Annotated in this window: 43 protein-coding genes; 15 read left to right on the forward strand and 28 right to left on the reverse strand. The window is 50.3% G+C overall.

Annotated features, from left to right (window positions below; translation table 11 throughout):
- A partial coding sequence (locus AAC007_RS16600) for a hypothetical protein (protein ID WP_339678237.1) occupies positions 1 to 199 on the forward strand: 199 nt, incomplete at its 5' end.
- A 292-nt stretch (positions 200 to 491) separates the two neighbouring features.
- Here AAC007_RS16600 and AAC007_RS16605 read toward each other — a convergent pair.
- Both AAC007_RS16605 and AAC007_RS16610 read right to left on the reverse strand, forming a co-directional pair.
- On the reverse strand, positions 492 to 635 hold the full coding sequence (locus AAC007_RS16605) for a carbon storage regulator (RefSeq protein WP_339678238.1): 144 nt from the start codon (positions 633 to 635) through the stop codon (positions 492 to 494).
- Between the two features lie 41 nt (positions 636 to 676).
- Entirely contained in the window at positions 677 to 1,087 is a 411-nt protein-coding gene (locus tag AAC007_RS16610; RefSeq protein WP_339678239.1) for a hypothetical protein, read from the reverse strand.
- Positions 1,088 to 1,784: 697 nt separating this feature from the next.
- Here AAC007_RS16610 and AAC007_RS16615 point away from each other — a divergent pair.
- The gene (locus AAC007_RS16615; RefSeq protein ID WP_339678240.1) at positions 1,785 to 2,918 is read left to right on the forward strand and encodes a tyrosine-type recombinase/integrase; all 1,134 of its coding nucleotides are present in this window, start codon (positions 1,785 to 1,787) and stop codon (positions 2,916 to 2,918) included.
- A gap of 13 nt (positions 2,919 to 2,931) precedes the next feature.
- On the opposite strand, the gene AAC007_RS16620 is transcribed toward AAC007_RS16615, so the two are convergent.
- The 25 genes from AAC007_RS16620 to AAC007_RS16740 form a co-directional block, all read right to left on the reverse strand.
- Positions 2,932 to 3,231 (reverse strand): hypothetical protein, encoded by a 300-nt coding sequence (locus tag AAC007_RS16620; RefSeq protein WP_339678241.1) that lies wholly within the window; start codon positions 3,229 to 3,231, stop codon positions 2,932 to 2,934.
- A 43-nt stretch (positions 3,232 to 3,274) separates the two neighbouring features.
- The gene (locus AAC007_RS16625) at positions 3,275 to 3,478 is read right to left on the reverse strand and encodes a hypothetical protein (protein ID WP_339678243.1); all 204 of its coding nucleotides are present in this window, start codon (positions 3,476 to 3,478) and stop codon (positions 3,275 to 3,277) included.
- A gap of 72 nt (positions 3,479 to 3,550) precedes the next feature.
- Positions 3,551 to 3,760, reverse strand: coding sequence for a hypothetical protein (locus AAC007_RS16630; protein WP_339678244.1), 210 nt, complete (start codon positions 3,758 to 3,760; stop codon positions 3,551 to 3,553).
- An 86-nt stretch (positions 3,761 to 3,846) separates the two neighbouring features.
- A complete protein-coding gene (locus AAC007_RS16635) occupies positions 3,847 to 4,131 on the reverse strand; it encodes a hypothetical protein (protein ID WP_339678246.1) in 285 nt (94 codons plus the stop codon).
- A 72-nt stretch (positions 4,132 to 4,203) separates the two neighbouring features.
- Positions 4,204 to 4,491, reverse strand: coding sequence for a hypothetical protein (locus AAC007_RS16640; protein WP_339678248.1), 288 nt, complete (start codon positions 4,489 to 4,491; stop codon positions 4,204 to 4,206).
- A 63-nt stretch (positions 4,492 to 4,554) separates the two neighbouring features.
- Complete coding sequence (locus AAC007_RS16645) at positions 4,555 to 4,800, reverse strand: hypothetical protein (protein ID WP_339678250.1); 246 nt, start codon at positions 4,798 to 4,800, stop codon at positions 4,555 to 4,557.
- A gap of 67 nt (positions 4,801 to 4,867) precedes the next feature.
- Positions 4,868 to 5,059: a hypothetical protein gene (locus AAC007_RS16650; protein ID WP_339678251.1), complete on the reverse strand. Its 192-nt coding sequence runs from the start codon at positions 5,057 to 5,059 to the stop codon at positions 4,868 to 4,870.
- A gap of 87 nt (positions 5,060 to 5,146) precedes the next feature.
- A complete protein-coding gene (locus AAC007_RS16655) occupies positions 5,147 to 5,386 on the reverse strand; it encodes a hypothetical protein (RefSeq protein WP_339678253.1) in 240 nt (79 codons plus the stop codon).
- Between the two features lie 46 nt (positions 5,387 to 5,432).
- Positions 5,433 to 5,711 (reverse strand): pyocin activator PrtN family protein, encoded by a 279-nt coding sequence (locus AAC007_RS16660; protein WP_339678254.1) that lies wholly within the window; start codon positions 5,709 to 5,711, stop codon positions 5,433 to 5,435.
- Between the two features lie 13 nt (positions 5,712 to 5,724).
- Positions 5,725 to 6,216, reverse strand: a complete 492-nt coding sequence (locus tag AAC007_RS16665) for a hypothetical protein (protein ID WP_339678256.1) — start codon at positions 6,214 to 6,216, stop codon at positions 5,725 to 5,727.
- A gap of 4 nt (positions 6,217 to 6,220) precedes the next feature.
- A complete protein-coding gene (locus AAC007_RS16670) occupies positions 6,221 to 6,499 on the reverse strand; it encodes a hypothetical protein (protein WP_339678257.1) in 279 nt (92 codons plus the stop codon).
- Positions 6,500 to 6,502: 3 nt separating this feature from the next.
- Complete coding sequence (locus AAC007_RS16675; protein WP_339678258.1) at positions 6,503 to 6,730, reverse strand: hypothetical protein; 228 nt, start codon at positions 6,728 to 6,730, stop codon at positions 6,503 to 6,505.
- A 234-nt stretch (positions 6,731 to 6,964) separates the two neighbouring features.
- Complete coding sequence (locus AAC007_RS16680; RefSeq protein ID WP_339678259.1) at positions 6,965 to 7,246, reverse strand: hypothetical protein; 282 nt, start codon at positions 7,244 to 7,246, stop codon at positions 6,965 to 6,967.
- Positions 7,227 to 7,529 carry a hypothetical protein gene (locus AAC007_RS16685; RefSeq protein WP_339678260.1) on the reverse strand — a complete coding sequence of 101 codons (303 nt, stop codon included), beginning with the start codon at positions 7,527 to 7,529 and terminating at the stop codon, positions 7,227 to 7,229. The genes AAC007_RS16680 and AAC007_RS16685 overlap by 20 nt, the downstream gene beginning before the upstream one ends.
- A complete protein-coding gene (locus AAC007_RS16690; protein WP_339678262.1) occupies positions 7,529 to 7,714 on the reverse strand; it encodes a hypothetical protein in 186 nt (61 codons plus the stop codon). Before AAC007_RS16690 ends, AAC007_RS16685 begins: the two co-directional genes overlap by 1 nt.
- Positions 7,715 to 7,726: 12 nt before the next feature.
- Positions 7,727 to 8,098: a LuxR C-terminal-related transcriptional regulator gene (locus AAC007_RS16695; protein ID WP_339678264.1), complete on the reverse strand. Its 372-nt coding sequence runs from the start codon at positions 8,096 to 8,098 to the stop codon at positions 7,727 to 7,729.
- Between the two features lie 14 nt (positions 8,099 to 8,112).
- Complete coding sequence (locus AAC007_RS16700) at positions 8,113 to 8,382, reverse strand: hypothetical protein (protein ID WP_339678266.1); 270 nt, start codon at positions 8,380 to 8,382, stop codon at positions 8,113 to 8,115.
- A gap of 199 nt (positions 8,383 to 8,581) precedes the next feature.
- Positions 8,582 to 9,220, reverse strand: coding sequence for a DUF2303 family protein (locus tag AAC007_RS16705; protein ID WP_339678268.1), 639 nt, complete (start codon positions 9,218 to 9,220; stop codon positions 8,582 to 8,584).
- Positions 9,221 to 10,543, reverse strand: coding sequence for an ISL3 family transposase (locus AAC007_RS16710; RefSeq protein ID WP_339678270.1), 1,323 nt, complete (start codon positions 10,541 to 10,543; stop codon positions 9,221 to 9,223).
- Positions 10,540 to 11,241, reverse strand: a complete 702-nt coding sequence (locus tag AAC007_RS16715; protein ID WP_339678271.1) for a phage regulatory protein/antirepressor Ant — start codon at positions 11,239 to 11,241, stop codon at positions 10,540 to 10,542. The genes AAC007_RS16710 and AAC007_RS16715 overlap by 4 nt, the downstream gene beginning before the upstream one ends.
- A gap of 3 nt (positions 11,242 to 11,244) precedes the next feature.
- Entirely contained in the window at positions 11,245 to 11,757 is a 513-nt protein-coding gene (locus tag AAC007_RS16720; protein ID WP_339678272.1) for a hypothetical protein, read from the reverse strand.
- 269 nt (positions 11,758 to 12,026) lie between these two features.
- Complete coding sequence (locus AAC007_RS16725; RefSeq protein WP_339678273.1) at positions 12,027 to 12,323, reverse strand: hypothetical protein; 297 nt, start codon at positions 12,321 to 12,323, stop codon at positions 12,027 to 12,029.
- Positions 12,324 to 12,326: 3 nt separating this feature from the next.
- Complete coding sequence (locus AAC007_RS16730; protein WP_339678275.1) at positions 12,327 to 12,677, reverse strand: hypothetical protein; 351 nt, start codon at positions 12,675 to 12,677, stop codon at positions 12,327 to 12,329.
- Between the two features lie 157 nt (positions 12,678 to 12,834).
- Positions 12,835 to 13,353 (reverse strand): hypothetical protein, encoded by a 519-nt coding sequence (locus AAC007_RS16735; protein WP_339678276.1) that lies wholly within the window; start codon positions 13,351 to 13,353, stop codon positions 12,835 to 12,837.
- An 18-nt stretch (positions 13,354 to 13,371) separates the two neighbouring features.
- On the reverse strand, positions 13,372 to 14,181 hold the full coding sequence (locus AAC007_RS16740) for a S24 family peptidase (protein ID WP_339678278.1): 810 nt from the start codon (positions 14,179 to 14,181) through the stop codon (positions 13,372 to 13,374).
- Positions 14,182 to 14,232: 51 nt separating this feature from the next.
- Here AAC007_RS16740 and AAC007_RS16745 point away from each other — a divergent pair, with 51 nt between their 5' ends.
- The 3 genes from AAC007_RS16745 (at position 14,233) to AAC007_RS16755 (ending at position 15,406) form a co-directional block, all read left to right on the forward strand.
- Positions 14,233 to 14,520, forward strand: coding sequence for a YdaS family helix-turn-helix protein (locus AAC007_RS16745; protein ID WP_339678280.1), 288 nt, complete (start codon positions 14,233 to 14,235; stop codon positions 14,518 to 14,520).
- 71 nt (positions 14,521 to 14,591) lie between these two features.
- Positions 14,592 to 14,813 carry a hypothetical protein gene (locus AAC007_RS16750; RefSeq protein ID WP_339678282.1) on the forward strand — a complete coding sequence of 74 codons (222 nt, stop codon included), beginning with the start codon at positions 14,592 to 14,594 and terminating at the stop codon, positions 14,811 to 14,813.
- Positions 14,810 to 15,406, forward strand: coding sequence for a hypothetical protein (locus AAC007_RS16755; protein WP_339678284.1), 597 nt, complete (start codon positions 14,810 to 14,812; stop codon positions 15,404 to 15,406). The genes AAC007_RS16750 and AAC007_RS16755 overlap by 4 nt, the downstream gene beginning before the upstream one ends.
- Here AAC007_RS16755 and AAC007_RS16760 read toward each other — a convergent pair.
- Positions 15,403 to 15,744 (reverse strand): hypothetical protein, encoded by a 342-nt coding sequence (locus AAC007_RS16760; protein ID WP_339678285.1) that lies wholly within the window; start codon positions 15,742 to 15,744, stop codon positions 15,403 to 15,405. The two genes, AAC007_RS16755 and AAC007_RS16760, sit on opposite strands and share 4 nt — an antisense overlap.
- Before the next feature lie 29 nt (positions 15,745 to 15,773).
- Between AAC007_RS16760 and AAC007_RS16765 the strand changes: the two genes are divergently transcribed.
- The 10 genes from AAC007_RS16765 to AAC007_RS16810 form a co-directional block, all read left to right on the forward strand.
- Positions 15,774 to 15,989, forward strand: a complete 216-nt coding sequence (locus AAC007_RS16765; protein ID WP_339678286.1) for a hypothetical protein — start codon at positions 15,774 to 15,776, stop codon at positions 15,987 to 15,989.
- Positions 15,976 to 17,064 carry a PriCT-2 domain-containing protein gene (locus AAC007_RS16770; RefSeq protein WP_339678288.1) on the forward strand — a complete coding sequence of 363 codons (1,089 nt, stop codon included), beginning with the start codon at positions 15,976 to 15,978 and terminating at the stop codon, positions 17,062 to 17,064. Before AAC007_RS16765 ends, AAC007_RS16770 begins: the two co-directional genes overlap by 14 nt.
- Entirely contained in the window at positions 17,064 to 18,467 is a 1,404-nt protein-coding gene (locus AAC007_RS16775; RefSeq protein WP_339678290.1) for a virulence-associated E family protein, read from the forward strand. Before AAC007_RS16770 ends, AAC007_RS16775 begins: the two co-directional genes overlap by 1 nt.
- 280 nt (positions 18,468 to 18,747) lie before the next feature.
- Positions 18,748 to 19,107, forward strand: a complete 360-nt coding sequence (locus tag AAC007_RS16780; protein WP_339678291.1) for a hypothetical protein — start codon at positions 18,748 to 18,750, stop codon at positions 19,105 to 19,107.
- 5 nt (positions 19,108 to 19,112) lie between these two features.
- Entirely contained in the window at positions 19,113 to 19,616 is a 504-nt protein-coding gene (locus AAC007_RS16785) for a hypothetical protein (RefSeq protein ID WP_339678292.1), read from the forward strand.
- 281 nt (positions 19,617 to 19,897) lie between these two features.
- Positions 19,898 to 20,365, forward strand: a complete 468-nt coding sequence (locus tag AAC007_RS16790) for a hypothetical protein (RefSeq protein WP_339678293.1) — start codon at positions 19,898 to 19,900, stop codon at positions 20,363 to 20,365.
- The gene (locus tag AAC007_RS16795) at positions 20,362 to 20,703 is read left to right on the forward strand and encodes a hypothetical protein (RefSeq protein WP_339678294.1); all 342 of its coding nucleotides are present in this window, start codon (positions 20,362 to 20,364) and stop codon (positions 20,701 to 20,703) included. The genes AAC007_RS16790 and AAC007_RS16795 overlap by 4 nt, the downstream gene beginning before the upstream one ends.
- The gene (locus tag AAC007_RS16800; RefSeq protein WP_339678296.1) at positions 20,703 to 21,008 is read left to right on the forward strand and encodes a hypothetical protein; all 306 of its coding nucleotides are present in this window, start codon (positions 20,703 to 20,705) and stop codon (positions 21,006 to 21,008) included. The genes AAC007_RS16795 and AAC007_RS16800 overlap by 1 nt, the downstream gene beginning before the upstream one ends.
- An 18-nt stretch (positions 21,009 to 21,026) precedes the next feature.
- Positions 21,027 to 21,197, forward strand: coding sequence for a hypothetical protein (locus AAC007_RS16805; protein ID WP_339678298.1), 171 nt, complete (start codon positions 21,027 to 21,029; stop codon positions 21,195 to 21,197).
- 26 nt (positions 21,198 to 21,223) lie between these two features.
- Positions 21,224 to 21,776 (forward strand): hypothetical protein (locus AAC007_RS16810; protein WP_339678300.1); only part of this gene is annotated, 553 nt, incomplete at its 3' end.

Below are 21,776 nucleotides of genomic sequence, written 5' to 3' on the forward strand. Positions count from 1 at the left end.
CTCGCGGGCTATTAGTTCGCCAAACCGGGCTGACGCTATCGGTAATGCTTATCAGAGTGCGATAAATTATTCTCCTGCGGCATTGTCTGTTGCGGAGTCGATTATGTTTCCGGGCGCGTATAAATCGACTGATGAGCTGTCTGCGATATACGCACGTAGCGCAAAAAGAATGGCGTCCCGAGGTATTACAGTTGTCTAGCCACCACGCTTTACGCTACATCCTGCCAAACCGATGGCAACATAAGAAAACATAAGTCGTTGATAATTAGCGGATTATGAATCGATGGAGTCAGAGTCGTTGATCTGGCATTCAGGTATTAAATTGCTGTGTCGGTTGATAGTGCCTGCCATTTCGGCATCAATCCGACTGAGGTGCTGTACTGGTGCACGCTGAGTCACGGGGTCAGGTCTTGAGTCGTGACTTTGTGTTAGCCCCCTGCAATACTGGTGAATTCGGGTTGTAGGTTTGTATGAGCATGCAGAGTTGAATCCTACGGTTTGGTGCCATCAATCGTAATGATTTGATTGGTATCAATCTGCAGGTCGACTTCGTCTTCCCATCTATCGATTATCGTAATGACAGTGTCATCGTCAATGTAAATGCTTTCGCCAACGCGTACAGTGAGTACTAGCATGTTTGATCCTCCGTGATCTATGCCTGTAGAAATATAGCAGCTTATGGCTGTGTTGGCCTCCTTACCAAGCGCAGCTGTCCGTTGTCGACAACGGCATAAACCCCGATCTTAGTTAAGCACCCTTGCACCGCCATCCCGGCGGGCACATATTGCCACTTCGGCATCAGTCCGACTGACGTGCTGTATTGGTAAATATCCAGCTTCACCGGCGTGGCGCCGCTTATCTCGCGTGCATCCTCTAAATCAATGAACCCTTTCCACGGCACCCGCTTAAAATCACCGTCCTTTTTCAGCACGGGCAAGTATTCGTGATCGGGCGCGCTCGCCTCGCTAACGGATTTGAAAACGGCGTTGTAGCGGTATCTTAGCTGTATCATGCTGTGAATATATACAGTATTTTGTGCGCGAGCAATTTGGTGTGATGGGCGGGTGTTAAAGGCCGCCTGACCCACAAAATGGATCAGGCGGAAAGGGTTTACGACATTAATAATAAATGTCGCCAGATATGATCTTGGTAAATGTGAGGGCAGAGAGCTAAAGTAATCTGCACCACATTCGCTAAGATCGAGAAGGTTAACTCAATTGCTGTTAAAGCAATAAGCATAACGCAGTCCTCTTTAATTTGAATGAAATCTAGCCAACAGCACTCTGATTGGCTATGATTCCGTTGTAACACCTTGGGTCTAGTTTGACGGCGAGATCCCAAGAACCTGCGCCCCTTCTAGAAGGGGCCATCTATTTTCAGCGTTACGCGCTAATTCTTCCTCCCTGTAACCATCTTTTGATATCCCGATTATTAAACTCGTCCCTTAAATAAAGCAATTGAAAATCCAACATTTGGACAACTTGTGGGTGTAAACTCGACTTTTACTCGCCAGCAGCTAGCTTGAGTGCTTAAGATTTGCTTAAGTTGATTTTATTTAATTCTTAAGGCATTGATTTGTAATGGGAATTAATTTTAGTCCGACCAGTCGAGCATCGGTGCTACACAGAACCGTCTATCAAGGCTTTCGCGCGTGATTGGTGGGTTTGCCGGTGCTTTTGGGTGTTCTCGGTTTGTTCTATTTTCGATCATTTTTGCCCATTTATGCCCTTTTTTTAGAGGTCAGTGCTAGAATTAAGCACTGATTTCTAAATTTAAGCACTGGCATGGGCACGATTACACAGCGCAATAAAAAAGATGGTACTAAGGTCTACGGTGCGCAGATCCGCATTCGCCGTGACGGTGCGATAGTCTACCAAGAAACGCAGACGTTTGAACGTAAACCGGCGGCGGCCGCTTGGATTAAGAAGCGGGAATATGAGTTGGCCGAACCTGGGGCGCTTGAGAAAGCAAGTAAGGTTTCGGTGTCTGTGCATGATGCGATTCATAAGTATTTAGATGAATACGGCAAGTTGCGGGCGCTGGGTGATACTAAGCGGAATACGTTAAAGGCTATTGCGGCGTCGTGGCTCGGTAATTTGTTGCTCGCTGATTTAAACAGCCAGCGCTTGGTTGAGTATGCTCACTGGCGAATTGGTGTCGACGGCGGGGCGGTACAGCCACAGACGGTGGGTAATGATTTAGCGCACCTCGGCGCGGTTATGTCGGTTGCGCGGCCTGCTTGGGGGTTTGACGTGGATCCCCACGCGATGACTGATGCGCGGTTGGTGTTGCGCAAGATGGGCATGGTTAGACGCAGCCGCGAGCGCGATCGCCGGCCAAGTTTTAAGGAGCTTGATGCGCTGTTGTTGCATTATGCCGAGATGCAAAAGCGGCGGCCTGCGTCGATTAATATGCTCAAGGTGGTTGGCTTTGCTCTGTTTTCTACCCGCCGACAGGAGGAAATTACCCGTATTCGCTGGGCTGATTTAGACGAGGCGGGGCAGCGGGTGTTGGTGCGGGATATGAAAAATCCGGGCCAGAAGATTGGTAATGATATTTGGTGTGCCCTGCCGGACGAGGCGCTGGCGATTGTGAAGAGTATGCCGCAGGTTTGTGCTGAGATTTTTCCGTATAACAGCGACTCGATTTCAGCCAGCTTTACTCGAGCATGCAAGTTTTTAGAGATTGAGGATCTGCGCTTCCATGATTTGCGGCATGAAGGCGTTAGCCGGCTATTTGAAATGGATTGGGATATTCCGCGTGTTGCTAGTGTGTCTGGGCATCGAAACTGGAATTCGCTCCGTCGCTATACTCATTTGCGGGGGCGTGGTGACAAGTATGTGGGCTGGCCTTGGTTGGCGAAGATTTTGGCAGCGCCAGTGGATTTAGGGGCGCGTGGCGAGCGTTTTAAGAGCTAGCTCGCCGTGCTATTCAGTAGTTTGACTGTACACGAGGTAGGGCTTTGCGAATGCCGGCGCAGACTTTGGTGATGCCCATTATACCTAGGTGTTTGTCATTACAGTACACACTGTAGTTGTCGCAGCGGTTGCCTGGCAGCAACTCAAACTTGGCAACTTCACCAGTGAGTTTGCGTCGCACTTCAATAGTGATGTGGTCATCTGCTAGCAGCGGCAATGGCTCAATTGCTTGGGCCAGCCGTTTTCGCTCTTTGGCCGCGTGACTGCGTTCTGACCATAGCTTCCGTGCTTTTTTTGATGCTCTGTAAGTCATTGATTTTAGGTCTCCTACCTTGTGTGGTCTTTATAATGCTGTGTTATAAACCTGTACTGCGCGCGCGAGATGCTTCTCTAACAATGCTTTCAAGCATAGATTTCTTTTCCATAGCTTTACTTTTCTCAAACTCCAGTGCATTTAATATATGCTCCTGCTCAGAAATTCGTGCCGCGATAACTTCATCAACGCTTGCGTGTTCTGGCATTGGGTAGCCACCCGTACTTATCTCAATTTTTACGTTCATTTTTCTATCCTCTGTCGGTTTATAACAACAAAATGTTGTCGGATTCGCTACGCTCACGCGCAAATTTAGGGGTTATGTGCCTATGTGATCCTGCTCAGTAAATCCACGGTCAAGCATTTGGCAGTCAACCATAATTGGGTAATCCAAGTCGGCTACCTTCCTTGCTGGCACCAGCTCAAACATATTTCCGTTAATGGCTCCAATTGTGAAAATCGTTCCAGTTGGGAGCGTGTCTTTGCCGTTGTACTTAACGGGGTATTTGTTTGTTAAAAATCGTTTCATCATTTTCTCCAGTTCGGTACATAACAACCGCAAGCAGTCACTCCCTGCGGTCGTTGCGACGCGCTACGCGCGCCTGTTGCTATAGGTTATGAATACTCGTTCTGTACCCACTGGTCCCAGTCGAATTCGCATCCATCATCGGTGCGGCACATTTCCACCTGTTGTCCGCACTCGGGGCAGCAGGGCACAGAAACAGTCACTTTTGTGCCGGGTGGGAATGTCTTACAGCAAAGCTCAATCGGGTGGTCAAAAGTGTCTGAATCCATATCACCGTCCGCGCAGGCTTCCCAGCGCGGTTCAATCTGGTCGCAGTTCTCGCCACCGTAAATATCGGGTTTTGCTTCTGCCCACATAATCTCTTGGTATTCCATGCTGCTCTCCGTATTCATAACAACGCATTGTTGGCGGACAGCGCAGAAATCGCGCTTCCGCAAAATTCAGGGTTATGGGGCTTGCAGTATCCGGCCAAGCCTTAGTATGTAAACTCGCTCACTTGGAGCGCCCCATTCTTTGCGGCCAAATCCTGAAAAAATGCCCTCAAGCTCAACGGTCACGGTTGGTGAGTCTGGCCGGTATCCATTGCGGAATTTAACCGCGTCGTATTCATCAGCGCTGAAGTCTGCGAGGCGGCGCGTCCAGTAAGGCTTGATCTCGCGGTATTCTTCGCGCTTCTCGCCACCGGCTATCATTTCAAACCACTTCTTTTTCAGCGTCAGGTGTAGCACTTTCATAATTCGCCCCATAACAATGCAATGAAAAACGACTCCGCTTCGCTCCGCGTTTTATCGCGGGGGTTATGTGCCTTTTTTGTCATAGCTATCTAAGTAGCATTCGCGACCATGGGCACCAAGCGGCTCTGAATTAAACTTAGGGCAAACTAAAACAGCGCTACCTCCACCTTTAAGTAATACTTCAATCCTTACTCCCCGCTCTGTGCTGTTATCCAAAACCCGATGCTCTTCCTTTTTGGTTGAGCACCCAGCACATAACAAAACAATCAGCGAGGACAAAGCCATCGCAGTTCTTTTGTAGTTTTTCATAATTTCCACCATTTAATTTACGTTAAATTTCATCACTGGCTTTGCCAGCTATCGCAAGGTTATGGCGCTATTCATTCCCGCGCCGCGTAAAGTTTTTTAGCTCAGTCCATTCACATTGATCAAACCCGAAGGAGTCTGTTTTTGTTGGTTCATATCCGGTCTCATCAATATATTCGTTTACCGCAGACTCTTCGGAATAATATTCACCTGAATAAATCTTTGTACCGCCATTGCCCTCAATTCTTAGAAGTTTTGCCATAGTAATTTCTCCGTATATAAAAGCGCCATAACAACGCGCTGCACTGGACTCACTACGCTAGCGCTCGTTCGCGCAGTGAGCTTGAGGTTATGTGTATCCAATTGCCCGCTTGAGCTTGATCAGAGTGCAAACCTCGCCGTCTGCGAGGTGTAGATTGTCCTCAATGACCTCTCTGATAGCGGTTTCCAGCTGCCTAATGCGTATCGTCTGCAAATCCAGCCTTTCAGCCGCTTGTGCGCAGGCGGCGTTAGCTACTCCGTCGCCTGACTGTATTGTTTCTGCAAGATCGTACATTGCAGCGCTAATAATTTTGGTTTCCGGTTTCATCATCTCTCCAAATCTCACATACTCGCAAGCGGCCTTCATTGTTCGCTCATGATACTTTCTGGTACCGGCCGTGGAGCTTGTCGTTTTCTGCAATCGCTTTTTGCCGCTGTTTGTCTAAATAGGTGGCGAGGTCTTCTAGGTGCACACCTTTGGCAGCCTTCTGGTTGTCGCCCATGCGGGTGATGGGTAGATCCAGTTCGCCGGCAGCAACGCGGCGCATGAAAACGCCGGGCGTGAGGTGGCTGAAAAAGTCTGTGCAGATCTGCTCTACCGGTATGATGGCTTTGCCGTTGTATTGGGCCATGAGTAGAAATAGGGTTTGCATTAGGCGGCCTCTCTTATGTTGTTAGTGAGCCAACGCAAAAGTGATTTTTGCAGTAGTGGCATTGATATTGAATGGCTAAGTTTTGCCACTGGGCTGGCGCGTCTACACGGCCAAAAAGGGCAAGTCCAAGTTCGTCTTCTGCGGGGCTAAATTCGCTTTCTTCATTGTCGTAAGGGTCTTGGTAAAGGTCTAATTCTCTCTTGCATCGTGGGCAGGTAACGCTCACCTCGTAAGTAATGTAGCCAGCTACTTTGGGGAGTGGAATTAAGCGGCTGTCTCTGCCTGAGCCATACATGCCGTCGCCTTGGGCGCCTTCAAATGGAGTGCTGAGTGATTTAAATATCCAGTAGTGTTCATCGTCGTCAATGGGGGCGTTCCTGACGCAATTTGGCAATTTGAATGTTTCGTTTTTTGGTGCGGCTTCAATTATTTTTACTAATTTACCGACGTGAACGCTTTCGCCGATCACGATGGCTGTGTCGCCAATTTTGCAGTTGAGTTGCATTCTTCTATCCCCACTTAAAACAGCTAAAGCCGTAGCGCTTTGTGCCGCCGTGTTCTTTAGCTTCTTCGATTAATTCGTCTACCGCTGGCAGTATGGTTTGTTGCAGCAGGTCGTTAAGTGCGCATGGCTTTTTGGCGGTGTAGTCGTCTGTTAGGCGACCGCCGTTGTTGGTTTCTACCCACATATTTACTCGGTACCGAGCGCGGCGCTCTTTGGGCGTTTCTAGTTTTAGAAACTTGCCGTCGTCGTCTGTGGTGCCTTGGTATGTTGCAAAGGGCATCATTGTTTATTTCTTGCCCGCATTCTTTAAAGAATCGATCCAGGCATCGATCGTTGTTGAGTGCCAGTAGTTGCGGTTCCCAATCTTTATGGGGGCAGGAAACTCCCCTGCGTTAATCATTTGTCGCGCCTTTTCTTTTGAAAAAGGTACTAAAGGATATTGGGGCGGTTCTGCATTTGGCTTGCCCCTAAACAGGTCGTTGGCGGTTAGTAGGCGTGGGCTATTTGCATTCATCAGAGTTTCCTTATTTGCTTTGGTTGTATGGGTTTATTGCGTGCTTTGGGGAATTCGTGCCCTCGAAGTAGCCACGCTCGTATGCCTCGGTTTCAAATTCTGTTGATGGTATTTGCTCGGTTCTGCCACCTCGCATAATTGTTCTGGTAGGCGGGTTTGCCGACAGCCCCATGTTTCCGTCATTCCATCCACGCTTCATTTCAAGGCGAACAAGGTTGGCTTTGTGCTTGGCTCTCATGCGTGCTGCTCTTGCTTAAGGTGTTTGTACTGGCGCTCTATAAAGGCGAAGCCGTGGGGTGTTACGCCAACGGTAAAGCCTTGTTTGTTGATGATGCCGTTGGCGGTTTCTACGGGGTGGAATGTAGGCGAGCGCGTGAACATTTCTGCCGTGGCGCAGCGCTCGTAGTCTGGCACTGGGCCGTGTTGCGAGGTGCGCACGTAACCGTCTTTTTTGAGCTGGTTTAGCAGCTTAATGTGAGGCATGCCCAGTTGGGTGCTAGCGCATTTCAATGTCATGGTCTGTGTCATCGTCGCTGTCCTCGTGTTGCTCTGTGTAGTTCAGTTCTACGCCTTGAGCGTCTGCAATAGTTGTAACCATTTCGGTTACGGCGGCAATTTGCTCGCGGTAGCTTTCTAGCAGGTCGGGCATGTGCCTTACGTCTGCTTTCACCCGCAGGTGGTCTTGGCGCAGGGTGAGGTGTTTGTTTTCTATGCTGCTGAGCCGGCGTTGTATTCGGCTTACCGATTTGTTGATGGTTTTAAGTACGCCAAGCACTTCTGCCATTTCGGCTGCAGACATTAAATGACCTCCGCGTAAGCTGTGACCTGGCGTTTGCCGTTGTGGCGAATGTAGACGGCGCTGACTAACCTTTGGTGGTCTTCAAAGGTTTTCATGCGGGCTTCTACGGCTTCTGGCAGGCCGTGGTAGCGGATCTGCAGTGAGCCGGTTTTGGTTGTAATTTGGCTTTCTTGTACTGTTGGCATGATCGCGTCCTTTTATGCTTCTGCTTTGCTGAATCGGCGGCTGCTGCGGCCAGTGCGGGTTGCGCTGCGTGATGTGCGCATGGGTTGTTGCTGGTCGTCTATGCTGGGTATGCCGGGCACGGCGGCGCTAAGTGTTAGCACCAGCAGGCAGGCTTGGGTGCTTATGAGCACACGGTTTTGCCAGCACAGGCTAATTAGGTGCATTACGTTGCGTGCGCCTGTGCGCATGCGGCTGGCGTCGGCATGGGCTTTTACCGTGCAGGGCGCAATATTAAGTTTGCGCGCGGCTTCTTTTGCCGTGTCGCCTCCGGCAAGGCATTCGATCACTCGGCCCTGCTGTGGTGTTAGGCCTAGGCCTCCGATAAATTCGATATGTGTGCTCATGCTGTGCCCCCTGTTTATGCGGCGGTGCCAACTTTAGCGATGATTTCTTTTGTGGCCTGTGGATCTAGGCCGATTAATTCGCATACTTCTGTAAACCAGCTGCTATTAAAAAAACGGTTGCATGACAGTTGATAAGCGTCTGTCTGGCTTTCTGTTACTGCGTTGGTGATAACCGCTAGCCACAACCTTTTTTCGGCGCTGTCTTCGCCGGTAGCGCACCGCTGGATCACTTTGTTTGCCATTCTTGCGGTTACGGTGGTTTCAAATTTTGTGGCTGCGTTCATTTTTTGCTTTTTCTCGCTTGTAACTGTGTTTGGTTTTGCCTCTCTGTCGCCGTTGGCGAGGCAACCAACATGAAAAACATTCCCACGGCTGGCAAGATTATTGGCAGGTCGGGCCGTTATAACGCCGCGAGGAGTTCGGCTCTGCACCCGTTGCCGGTGTTGCTACGCGCCCCATCTGCCATGGGTGCGATTTGCGTTCTTAAGGGGCGTAACCCTCAATTAACGTGCCTTTGCTCATGCCATCTTTAATGCGGCTGAGCACGTCGTTTACAGCGTCTTCAAAAATCCGCTCTGGGCGTATTAGGTCGTACCACATAACTAAGCCGCCTTCTTTTTGAATGCGGTAGCGGAAGCGCGCCTCCATGGCGTATGCGTCTTGTCCGTGTAGTGGTTTGATGCCTAGTTTGATGATGCTGGGCACGGTCAATTGGCCGTTTACACCGGCTTTTTCGTCCATTTTTTCGATATAGCTGAACTGGGTTTGGCCGTTTTCTAACTTGATGGCGCTTGAGAAGCTGGCGTTGTTTTTAGATTGCAGGGTGGTGGCAATTTCGAGCATTTCTGCGCTGCTTGGGTCTACGATTTCGGGCGCGTTTTCTTCAATAAAGTAGGCGAATTGCACTTGGTCCATTTGACGGCCGTTAGCGGCTAACCACTTACCCCACTCGGGTGTTTTTGGGCATTCATACTTGATGATGTGGTTGCCATGGGCTGGGGCTTCTGGGCTTTCGTGGTAGTCCAGCACGCCAACAAAGCGGCCATTTTGCACGTCTACAAACATGACGCTGGCAGCGGTGCTGAATTTTTCGGGTATTCGGATTAACTGGTTGGGACTCATTCATAGTTCCCCCTCTTCAAACATCTCGACGATGGTTGATAGATCAACGCCATAGTTGAGCGGCACCAGCCCCAGCTCCTGGGGCATGGCCTTGTAGAACACGTCTGACCCGAAGGGCGATTCCTTTCGCGCCTTCTTCTCAACTTTCTTGTGTCCCTTGGTGTACAGCATCTTTGCTCGCATGACCTCGAACGAATAACCGCGGCTGTCTCGCTGCTTGTCCTTGGCAAGCCGGTTCAGTGATTCGGTGAAGGCATTGGTTACCGGCACATCCAGATCGAAATAGTTGAATATCTCGTCTCGCCAGTTGCGGAAGCTGCGGATAACATCAGACCAATACTTCATCTGCTCACCGCTGATTGATTCAGCCCAGCGGTCGAAGTTGGCCATAGCCTCGGCTTTGCACTGCGATTCCCAGATGTCGTAAAAGGCCGTCTTGAGCTTCCAGCACTCGTGTAGCTCAGGGAAAGCGTTTACCCACGATTCAACGAATAACCGCTCACGGTCTGACAGGTCGCGCTCATGCTTCAGCAGCAGCTTTCTGTCGCCTTTGAGGGTTCTTCTCTGCTTTGGGGTAAGGTCGCCACGGACGGCCTTACGGGCCTTCTCCATCGCTTCGTTGGCCATCCGTGCCGCGTGAAAGCGATCAACCACAATCGTTGCCTGAGGGAACACCTGCTTGACTGCATCCCGGTAGGGAGGCCACATGTCGATGCTCACAATTTGCACTTTCTCCTTGTCTTTCAGGGAGTGTAAGTAACTGATTACATGGGGCTTGTTGCGGTTGGGCAGCATATCAACCATCGTCTTCTCTTCGAGGTTGGTGATGATGCAGCGGTAGCGCTTGTTGAGGTAAAGCTCATCAATGCCAAGGATGCGCGGTGTCTCAAACGTGACGATGCTGTCCATCGTTGACGTGTATTCCTGGAATATCTGCCTGACGGTTTTCTCATCAAGGCCGGTATCCCTGGCAACGTCTGAATGGGTGCGGTACAGGGCGCGGATGGAGACGAACTGATACAGCCGCTCCGTCATCATCCGGTTCTCTTTCATCATGTGCAGCTCAGGCCGGAAGGTAGAGCCGCACTCCCTGCACTGGTACCGGCGGCGCACTACCCAAAGCGACACCGGCTTACCGTGGATGGGCAGATCGCGATACCGCTGATCCTTTGAGCCATACCTGACAAGCTGATCCAGTACGCCACACACGTGGCAGGAGTCCGGCTCTTCCGCTTCGATATGGAAGTGGATTTCGTCGGCATCCTCGTGCTTATTGCGAACGGCGTAGGCTGGAAGGTTGAGTACGTTGTCAGTTCGGCTCATGCGGCAATATCATCCTTGCTGTAGATCTTCTGTAGCTTGGCGAGTCCCTTGCCCGTTACCAGCGTGGTAACCGCTTGCTGTAAGCCGTGATCTGGGTGTTCCCAGCTACCCAGCTTCACATCGAGATAGCCTTGCTCGATCTTCGATTGGTATGGTTCGTTCTTTCGGGTGACCCAGCCAGCTTTGCGCAGGAATGCGAAGAGCCGTCTGCGGCCTGTGCCCAGTATTTTAGCGGCTTCGCCCACGGTAATCGCTTCTTCTGACTGTGCTACACGGTCGTGGAACTCCACTTTGGGGCGCGCCTCTTCCAGTTCGCGGGATTGCTGCTCCAGCCGCTCAGCCTGGTCAGCAGCCAGCCTCAGCGCCTCGCTGAATGACTTGGGGGTTTGGCCTGCTGCCATTTCGTAGAACGCCTTAACGAGCCGCTTCTTGAACTCCTTGACGATCTCGCTGTTGCGCATGTAGGTCATCAGCAGGGTGGCTTGTCGTTCGTTCAGCAAAGCTACATCTCGCTGCTGAGTGCCACCGGCGGTTTCAAAGGGTAGCGTTTGAAACGCGACCCTTCCGAACTCCTCGAAATCGTTGAGGTTGGTGCGAACAAGCTCCAACACATTCTTGTGCTGGACATTCGTTCCGTCAGCTATCGTCATTGACGTTGCTAGGGCTTCACCGTTGATGATGGATACGATATTACTCATGGCTCACTCCTCGTCGTCTTCGTCAGAGAGGGAGGCCATCCAGGCCTCATGGTCAAAGTTGAGGCCGTTATTGGCTTTCTTGAGCAACGCCCGCTTGTCAGCATTGTCCAGACTACTGCCAAGGCATTTGGCGGCACCTTCCAGCCAGTGATCCAGCGTACTGAAGAATCCGACCACCTGGCCGCGCAGAGCGGTTACTTCCGGATCGTCATTGCACTCGCAATCAAACATGTCGAGGACGATGCCTTGCAGGGCGCCGCCAGAGCTGGCTCCGTGTTCGCGGAGGTGTTTCAGGTAGATGTTGGCAAGGGCAGTGCCGGTATCACAGCCGCCGCCGTAGCCGCCGGTTTTCGGTACGCGCCAGAATGAATAGCCCCACTTCTTCTCGTCGGTAGGGCCGACAAAGGGCAGGCGGTGCAAAGGGAGTTTCTTGCGATTGTTGAAGCGAATGGAGTTCGCTGCGGGTTTCTGAATGAACTCTGAGGGGAGCCGATAGGCAGAGGATTGAGTAGCCATAATGTAAGTCCTGTAGTAGTCGGTAATTGAATTCCGACCCCCGCACGCCAATACGGGTGGACGGAACCGTTCAGATTGGCGTACCGGCCTACAGGAAACCGGCGAGTCCGAAGACTCTCCGAACGGCCCGCCCATAAAGGACTTGCCATTTCGCAGACACAAAAAAACCGCTCTGGTGGCGGTGTGTCCGCCTGTAGGGTTCGAGACGCCAATCTCGGCTGCAGATTCTGCTGCAACGAGATCAGTATTAACCAGAGCAATCATGTCTGTCAACCAACTAATCCGAAGTGCACTTTTTCACTACCCATAGAATTCATACCCTCAATCCACCAAGTAATCCGGATACCCAATTTTTCCCAGTAGGCGAGTAGGGCGGCTGGAGTTAGTACAACAACTCTTTCAACCAAATCACGAGGCGCTTTGCGAAAGGGCTCTAAGATTTCGAGCTTCATACCCTCTGGCACGACCACACACAAGCTGTCGTCGTGGTCGAATTTTTGTACCTGGCATTTGCCAGCTTCAATGGCGGCTTGAATGTCGCTGCTGATGTTTTCTAAATGTTCCATGGCTTAGTTGGCCTCTTTTAGTTCAGTTTGGGTTTCTTGCTTTACTTCTCGTAGATCTAAACGTTGCTGCGCGGGGTCTTCGCGCTGCAAATTGCCTTCTGGTGTGCCAAACAAAATAGTTTGGCCACGGTCGTATTCCGGCATTTTTTTAATGATTTGGTCAGACAGGAAGTACTGACCGTTCTGGCCTTTGTCGGGCTTGATTTTGATTTTTAGGGTGATCTCTGAGGCCTTGCCGATTTCTCGGCTGCGGTCTACGGCCTCTGCAATGGCTTTGTTTAGATCGTCAAGCGTGCGTCCGCTGCGAAGTTGTTTTATTACGTGTAGGGCTAGGTCTGGTCTGGGTGTTGGCATGGTGTTGCTCCGTCCGTTCGTGGTTTTTCTGCATTCAATCTAAGTATCCAAAAAGGATTTAGATAAAGGTATCCATAAAGGATAGTTAATGCAAGCACTTTTTGACGGGCAAAAAAAAGCCGAGCATTTAGCTCGGCTTATTGGTTGGTGGTGAGTGTTACACTTCCGTGGGGGTCCAGCCTAATTCTATGCATTTATCTCTGAGGTCGTTGATTGTTACTGTGCCGGATTCATTTTGAATCTTTAGGGCGCTAAGGTTGAGATCTTCATCCGTTATCTCGTTTTTTGTTATCAGGAACATTATTTCTTTATAGCATTTTAGTTCTTGTGTAGCTTCGTCTTTATAGGCGTGCTTTTCTGCTTTCGCTATTTGGTGGGCTATTGGCGCAACCTGCATAGTGCTGTAAATAAGATCCCATTTTGATTGGAAGTTCTTAATGTACTTTCGAGCGTTGAGCGACTGCTCTGCGTGAGCAAGGTAGCCAAGTGCTTTTTCAAATCGCCTCTTTTGGGCTGTTGGTGAGGTCAGTTCTAGCGCGGCATTAAACTCTTTGGATGCTGCGTCTGTATGTGCGACTACTTTTTTGTATGCGCGATCGTAATTAGTTTTTCGAATTATTATTCCAGCCGCAACCACTGACGCTATACTTAAAGTTGCCAACGTCCATGTATCCATAGTTCTTTCCTTTTTGCCTTAGTTAATCTTGCCACCGCGCCAGCGGGCGATGCCGAAAACTGATTTTTTAATTTCTTGCCATGTTCTTGGTGGCTCGTCTGGATATCTCAATTTATCACTATTGTCGCAGGTGAGGACCCAATCGCTGAGACCGGGTCTATAGATTAAGCGGCGCAAAAAAAGCTCTTCGTTTCTCATTATTGCGACAATTGCATTATCGGCTAGGCCTTCTTTTTCACGATCCAGCACCACTAGGTCATCCTTATTGATGGCGGGGTGCATTGCTTGGTCTGGGGCGCTTAGCCAATGGTGATTGCTGTTATTTTCGGTTGTGGTAGTTACAAGCTGGAAAACGCTGCGGGCAATATCAGAGTGCTTGGTGGGGGACGGTTGTTCATTACGCGTCTCTTCTGACTCCCCGCCAAAATAGCTGCTAGGCAGGGTGCAGCCACTTAATTGCTCAGCTAGCGTTTGAGATTTAGTTTTCTCTGCTGATGCAGAATAGTTAGGCACTTTTTCCCGAATGATGTTGTTGTATTCAGTGGGGTTCGCTTGGCCAAAAGAGCTGCTTTTTGTGCCGGCAGCAAATTGAGGGCTAATGGTGTCTGGTGCGATGTCTAATAATTCGCCTACTGGGATGGCATATTTTGCCGGCACACCTCGTGAGCACCACTTATTCACTTGTTGGGCTTCAATGTTGAGTTTGTTTGCTAAATCCTTTTGTTTCACTTCCTTTTCTTCAAGCCTGTGTCGAAAGCGATACCCGTATCTGGCTGGGCTACTTTCCCGTGCGGTGTTGGTTTCGTTTTCCATAATCGGCCTATTCATTAAAAAATAGCTTGTAAAAGAATCCAAGATGGATAATTATAAAAATCCTTTATGGATATTTTATTTCTTAAGCTAATGACTACTACAAAAATATGTGAACCAAAAATCAGTGCTTTTGAGCGAGCCATTGAGATTGTTGGCGGGCCAAAAGCTATCGCAGACGCGCTTGTCGATGTGCGTCCGCAGCGTGTTAATCACTGGAAGCACAGAGGCGTTCCCGCTGAATACGCTCGGAGTATCGAGCTTCTAACCAATGGCGCGGTTACTGCCGCCGAACTCTGCGCCGAAGTGTTTGATGGCAACGGTGAATCGAAGTTGGTGCGGGCAGCTAATGGTTAATTACTCAAACACAAGGCAATGATGCCAGAAAATATCCGTTGCGGGTATTCGCTAAAAAGTGAGGTGTATGAATGTCCAGTGGTGATGTGCTGCGAGCCAGACCAGAAACAAGCGCGCTGGCGCTTGCGGCATTAAAGAATGATGCGCTTTGGCCAGATTTGCTGCCTAAAACGGGGCGCGGTAAGCCGGTGCCAATAGAGGTGCAAGATGATTTACGTGCTGCGCAGAGTGCCCGCATTGATGCGGTTAAACGGTCTATGAAGCTGGCACAGTTTGCAGAGGTGTCGGCATGAGTGTAAGGCGCCGTGTGGGCGCCAGTATGGCGCGGGTGTTATTTAATTACACTGCGGGCTTGCCTTGCCGCCGTATTGATAGGGCGGTTGGGCAGCGGTACTTAGAGCGTTATTACCTTGGTGAGTGCTGGGGCCGCACATTCTATTTGCATCGTTTTGTTGATGCAGATCACGACGAAGAAACTCACGACCATCCGTTTAATGCTACTGCGTTGTGCTTGGCTGGCTCTTATGTTGAAGAGCGCTTGGTTAGTGCTGACGCCGGTGCACCGGGCTGCGAAAAAATGCGAGTTAAAACCGTTCGCCCAGGCAGCGTGAATGTCATTAAAGGCGGTGGTTTAGGTGTGGGTGATTTTCACCGAATTATTCATGCCGAGCCAGAAACGTGGACGCTGTTTGTGGTGGGCAAGCGCTTAAGTAGCTGGGGCTTTTTTCGAGCTTTGGCTGACGGCTTTCATTATGTGCATTACAAGGCGGCGATTAAGCATATTCCTGAGCCGTTTGAGGGTGCGTATTTGGTTGACTGGCCTACGCGGGCGCCGCTGGGCCGTGATGCGGATAGGGCGCCGTTTGGGGGTGCCGGCAGTGCTTAGCCTTTGTGTTTTTTGCCGTCTATTTTCAGGCTGGCAATTACGCCTAAGCGCTTTAGGTATTCGGTCATGTATTTTGCTGAGTCAGTGGGTACGCATCCGTCGTTGTAAAGATAAATCCGGCTTGTTGACGGGTCGCTCTTATAAGAAATTTTTTCGGCTTTTGCGGCTGTAAGGCCTTTGATGTGCACGGCTACGGGGTATTCGTCGTAGTTAGTGAAGCTCACGTCAATAAAGCCAACGGGTTTGTAGTTTCGGTTTAAAAATACGTAGCTGCCGTCGGCTTGTTGGTCTAGGCAGTAAACAAAGTGGGTGTGTCGCAGCTCGTGTTGCAGTGCCATGTCCGTTTCCTTTCTGAAAGAGGTGTTGCATGAAGCCAACCATTATTCACGGGCCACAAGGGTGTGGCAAGACAAGTCGAGCTACTGAGATTAAGGCAGCCTTTGGCGCGCAGCGGGTGGTTGACGATTGGCGCCCAGGCATTGCATTGGTGCCGGGTGATATCGCTCTTACTAATTGTGAGCCGCCGTTTGGTGTTGCCGCCAGTGTTGTACCCTTTGGCGAGGTGGTAAATGGCCTTTGCTGATCGCCCGCTTGAGCGCAGCGATGTGCGCAGTGCGCTTTGCTACTTAGATCCTAGTGTTGCGCGCGCTGAATGGGTGACCATTGGCATGGCGATTAAAAGCGAGTTTCCCGACGGCTTTGACTTGTTTGACGAGTGGAGCAGTGGCGGTGCTAGTTATAAGCCTGCTGATTGCCGCGCTACGTGGCGCAGTATTAAAGCGGGTGGCGGCATTGGCATTGGTACGCTGTTTAAGTTGGCGCAACAGGCCGGCTGGGAGTTTGAGCGCCGCGAGTTAAGCACAGAAGAAAAAAACCGCTTAGAGCGTGAGCGCGCCCAGCGTCTTGCTGAACGCAAGCTGCGCGACGAAAAAGAGCAGGCTATTAAGGCTGCGCTGCGCCAGCGCACCGCCAAGGTTGCGCAGCAAATTTTTGCGCATGAAGTAAAGCCAGTAGGCGAGAGCAAGTATTTGGCGGCCAAGGGTGTGCGCGCGCATGGCTTGGGGTTCCCGCGTCGGCAATTGCTGGTGATTAGTGACGAGTCTACCGGCAATATTTCTGTACTTACTGACCCAGAGCGCATTCGTAGTGTTTTGCCGCGTTTAAAAGATAAGCCAGACACGGTAAGCACTCGGTACATAAAAAAGGGTGTGGTGTTGGTGCCGCTGCAAGACGAGCAAGGCACCTTGGTGAATATTCAGTTTTTGTGGGGTAGCGGTAAAAAGAGCTTTTTTCTGGGCGGTCGCAAAATGGGTTGCTTTCACTTTATTGACGAGCAGCAGCTTTACTTGGCTACCAGATCCCCCGCGCCCCCTATTTGTGTGGGTGAGGGTTACGCGACTATGGCAACTGTTCACGAGGCAACAGGCTGGCCATGTGTTGTGGCATTTGATGAGGGTAATTTGCTTGGCGTGTGCAAGGCGATTAGGGCGCGTTACCCGTCGCATAAAATTATAGTGGCCGGTGATGATGACCGCCAAACCGAGGGTAACCCCGGACGAACTTCTGCGCTGGCTGCTGCTTCTGCCGTAGCGGGCCCAAAGGGTGATATGGCTTGGGCTGTGTTCCCTGATTTTAATTTGATAAAGGAGGCGAGTTGATGGCTACTGGCAAAGGGCCGACGGATTTTAATGATCTTGGTAATGCCGGTGGCTTACAAGCTGTTGCAGAGGCGCTTAATGCGCCGCCGATTACTGCTTATGAGGAAGATGCAGACCAAGAAAACGCAACACAAACGCCTGATGCGCGAAGCGAACCTCGGGGTATGGGTTGGGAGGCTAACTTAAGAGAAGTTAAGCCTGGCACGATTGATCCATGTGTTTATAACACGCATTTAATTTTAACTAACGACGAAGAGTGGGCTGGCGTGCTGGGCTACTGCGATTTTAGCTACCGTATTATTAAGCGCTCGATGCCACCGTGGAAAAACGGCACATTGGGCGAGTGGACGGACGCTGATACCGCCAGATTACGGCTTTGGTTTTCTACAAAATACCGATATACCCCGCGGAGCGCTGACGCGGATGAGCAGATTATGGTTGTTGCTCAAAATAATAATTTTCATCCGGTGCGCGACTATTTGAATAGCTTAACTTGGGATAAAAAACCACGTCTGCGTAGCTGGCTTAAGACCTATCTTGGCGTTGAGTCTGCGGCTGAGGATAATAAAGAGCGCGACCGATACGAGCAATATCAATCGCTGGTTGGTGTGATGTGGATGATTGCCGCTGTTGCTAGGGTAATGCGGCCGCCCGTCAAAGCAGACTGTGTAATGATTATTGAGGGCTTGCAGGGGCTAGGCAAGTCTACCGCACTGTCGATCTTGGGTGGCGAGTGGTTTTCTGATACTCATTTTGCATTGGGCGAAAAAGACGGCTACCAGCAAATGCAGGGTTTGTGGATTTGCGAATTAGCTGAGCTAGACAGTTTTAATAAAGCCGAGTCTACCCGAGCTAAGCAGTTTTTTGGTAGCTCTGAAGATAGATATAGGCCTGCTTATGGGCGAAGAACACAGGCGTTTGCACGCCAGTGTGTGTTCGCGGGCACAACTAATCAAGATGCATATTTAAAAGACCCCACGGGCAATAGGCGTTATTGGCCGGTGTTTTGTACGCGGCTCGATGCTGAAGGCCTAGCAAGAGATAGAGACCAGTTGTGGGCAGAGGCTTATCAGCTTTTTAAGCTTGGCGAACCTTGGTGGGTGCCTGAGCACTTTAAGCATTTGTTTGAAGAGCAACAGGAAAGCCGGTTCTGTGCCGATGCCTGGGAGGAATTTATTCTTGAGTACGTGCGCGATCCTACCAAGTATCAAGAGGGATACACCACGGGTGATTTGTTAGTTGGGGCGCTGAATTTTGAAGCTAGCAAGATTCGGCAGCCGGAACAGACGCGGGTGGGGCAAATTATGACTAGACTAGGCTGGAAACGTGTGCGAATGTCGGTGGGTACCGGCTCATCTGCTCACCGTCCACGCTGGTATGTGCGTCCTGATGGCTGGAAATAGCCGGTTTCCTGTCCACCCTCTAGAGGGTGGACAGGAGGTTGGACGCCTGAAACGCCCACCACATGCGGCCTGTCCACCCAGTCCAACCTGTCCACCCTATTTCGCGCGCACACGTACGCATTCGTTCGTCCATCTTGCTCTTCTTGTATGTGTGTAGATATGGGTGGACAGGTTGGACGGGTGGACGCGCCCAGTAATGACGGGGGCTACAACTGTCCAACCTCCCGTCCACCCTTTATAGGTTGGACAGTTTATTTGTTGAATGGAAAGGAGTTTTATCATGAGCAGTATTTATGGTGATGTGTGGCGTGTTGCTGATGGCAAGCTGGTTCCGTGCCCCTTTGAAATGGTTGATTCGTTCTTTGACGATAACTACCAAAGTGATGCGGAAATTATTGGGCTTGATGCTTCCACTCGCGTTGTAACACACAAGAAAGAAAACCTAGCAGGCAATGATGACCTGCCAGAATGGTTGTTTGATGTGGTGGTAAACGAAACAAGCTTTTTTTTGGCCGCAAACAATTTTGCAGAGTATTTGGCAGTTGAGGCGTTTTTGGCTCCGGTGTACGCCAAAATATCTGCCGCAGCTACTGCCGATCTTTTAGACCAAATCATAGAAACCCAAACTGCGAGAAGGTAACTATTATGATTAATACAATTGGTCGTTTACTGGAAAAATGGGCGGTAGAGTGCCGCGTAAAGACGCCTGACGGTGCTGGCCTTGGTTACCCGTCTAGCAGCGGCCCTGTGATCATTACGGAGCCTAGCCGCTCGCGTATGCGGCTTGATCGTAAGGACTGTGTTAGGGCGCCAGTGAAGCGTGCAAGCATTGGTGGTGGTTTAAGTGCAGACGGTAAGGCAACTGCACCGAGCAAAGCGGCGCGTGGTGGCAAGTTCTTGGGTGAGGTTGATGTGGTGGATAGGTTTATCCAAACGCTCCCTGAGGGCGAAATAAGGCTGTTAACCGTGTTTTACGTAAATTGCGGGCAGTCTATTGATGTTGCTGCAAGGGAGCTGGGTGTTAGTGCCAGCACAATCAAGGCACGGCTCAGTGAGCTGCACAATGCGATTGATGCGCACCTTAGACCAATGAGCCAAATGGCTGCTATACGACGCGCGGCGCGTAATAATTTGGCTGCTTGTGGATGAAAACCCACATTCAAAAATTAATAAAATTATTTTTTAATTCGTAACTGTTTATTTTTTCTTATGTTTTATTGGTTATCCACAACCGCCGACAAAATGTATTGTTGATTGGCTGGCTGTTTGACTATATGTTTATGGCAAGGTCGCAATAAGTGACTGCACAGAGAGCCCAGCCTTAGCGCTGGGCTTTTTTGTGCCTGAATTTTTATTTTTTGGGTGAGTGCCTTGGCAGGTTTCACCCGTCTTGCCCCGCTGCATGGGGCTTTTTTTATAGGGGGCTGCGGATGCTCAACGTAAAACAATTACGCGAGTATGTGATTCGCCCTGTGTTGCGCGAGCTAGACGCTTTTAGTGACGCCGCAGAGCTGTTGTTACTTGGCACAGCAGCCCAAGAAAGCCGATTTGAGTACATCCACCAATTGGGCGGCGGCCCTGCAATGGGCCTATGGCAGATGGAGCCAGCGACACACAGCGATATAGCCAACAACTATCTAAAATACCGACCTGAATTAGCGGCGAAAGTATTTCGTGCGTCTGGTTGTGCTGGGTTAGATTGCAATAATCTTGTTAAAAATATCTCTTACGCTTGCGCAATGGCGCGGGTGCATTACTTGCGCGTCAAGGAATCTTTGCCGGCTGATTTAGAAGGGCAGGCCGCGTACTGGAAGCTGCATTACAACACGCCGCTCGGTAAAGGCGCGACACACGAGTACATCCAAAACTTTAAGCGCCTTGTGGAGCCGCACCTTTGAATATTTTAGGCAAGCTGTTTGGCAGCGATAAAGTTATAGATGCTGGCATTAAGGGTATTGATGCTGTTGTGTTTACAGCAGAAGAAAAGTCGCAGTATCAGTTAGCGTTATTGAAAGCCTACGAGCCATTTAAGATAGCTCAGCGCTTGCTAGCACTGACGTTTGGCGTTCCTTACGCTTTCGCATGGCTAGTGACTTTTGCGGTTTCTTTTAAGTTCGATGTTGAGTCGCAGTTGCGCCTCCTGTCGGGCGATATGGGGACCATCGTGATGACTATAGTAGGCTTCTACTTTCTGGGTGGGGCCGCTGAATCAATTTTTAAATCAAGGGTTAAGTAATGCCAGATAGACACCAGACACTGCTTACCCCGCAATCACTATTCATGATGGGTAGCCTGGTCTTTTCTGTTGGTGTTAGTTACGCCACGCTAAGCACGGCTGATACAGCGCAAGAAGAGAGCATTAAGGTTCTGCAGGAGCGGCAGGGTGAGTTTGGTCGTGATGTGCAGGACATTAAAGTAAAAGTCGGCAAAATTGAAGCTGGACAGGATGCGCAGAGCAAAGAGATTGGATTGATGCGTGACGACGTTAAAGAGGTTCGCGCGTATATGCAGCAGATTCTGCGAGAGCTGAAAACAGACTAAATGTTTAACGGAGCCGCTATGCCTGTGATTGTTGCGTTGTTGGCATTGATCGCGGCGTTGTTAGCGAGTGTATTCCTGAGCGCTTGGGACGTGGTTACAAGCGATCAGTGGCACTGGATGATTTTAGTTATTGTGGCGATCTTTGTTGCTGCGTCGATATGGCGAACCTGCCTTACTCCCATTGCATGACAAATCTCAAGTTGAATTTACAAGGTATGCCTAACGTTAAGGCATACATGAAGGGCTTTGAAAGCCAGATACCGTTTGCAACTGCAGTAGGTTTGACGCGTACGAGCAAGGCTGCGCAGGGCGACCTCACCAACAGCATTGGCAGCGTGTTCGACAGGCCAACGGCGCGAACTAAGAGCGCCGTGTTTTCTACTAGTGCAAACAAGCGCAACTTGCGTGCGCAGATCGGAATTAAGGACAAGGCAAGCGGTGGCAGAGCCCCGGCTGATTATCTATCGGCCCAAATACTGGGTGGTCGACGCAAAGCGAAAGGCTTAGAGCGGGCATTGCAGTCACGCGGGTTAATGCGCAAGGGGCAAATGCTCGCGCCGCGTCGCGACACCAAGCTCAACCGATACGGCAACATAAGCAAGGCGCAAGCCCGTGCAGTGATTAACAGCATTGATTCTGGGGGCACCGGTCGCGGCAGAAAGTATGTTGTAAAGGCCGGCGAAGGCGTTTATTGGCGCAAGGGTAAGGGCTTAAAGGGCTTCTTAAACATCATTGACGAGCCTACATATCAATCACGTTTTGACTTCT

Origin of the sequence: uncultured Zhongshania sp. (assembly GCF_963975605.1) — a bacterium.
Lineage (GTDB): Bacteria > Pseudomonadota > Gammaproteobacteria > Pseudomonadales > Spongiibacteraceae > Spongiibacter > Spongiibacter aquimaris.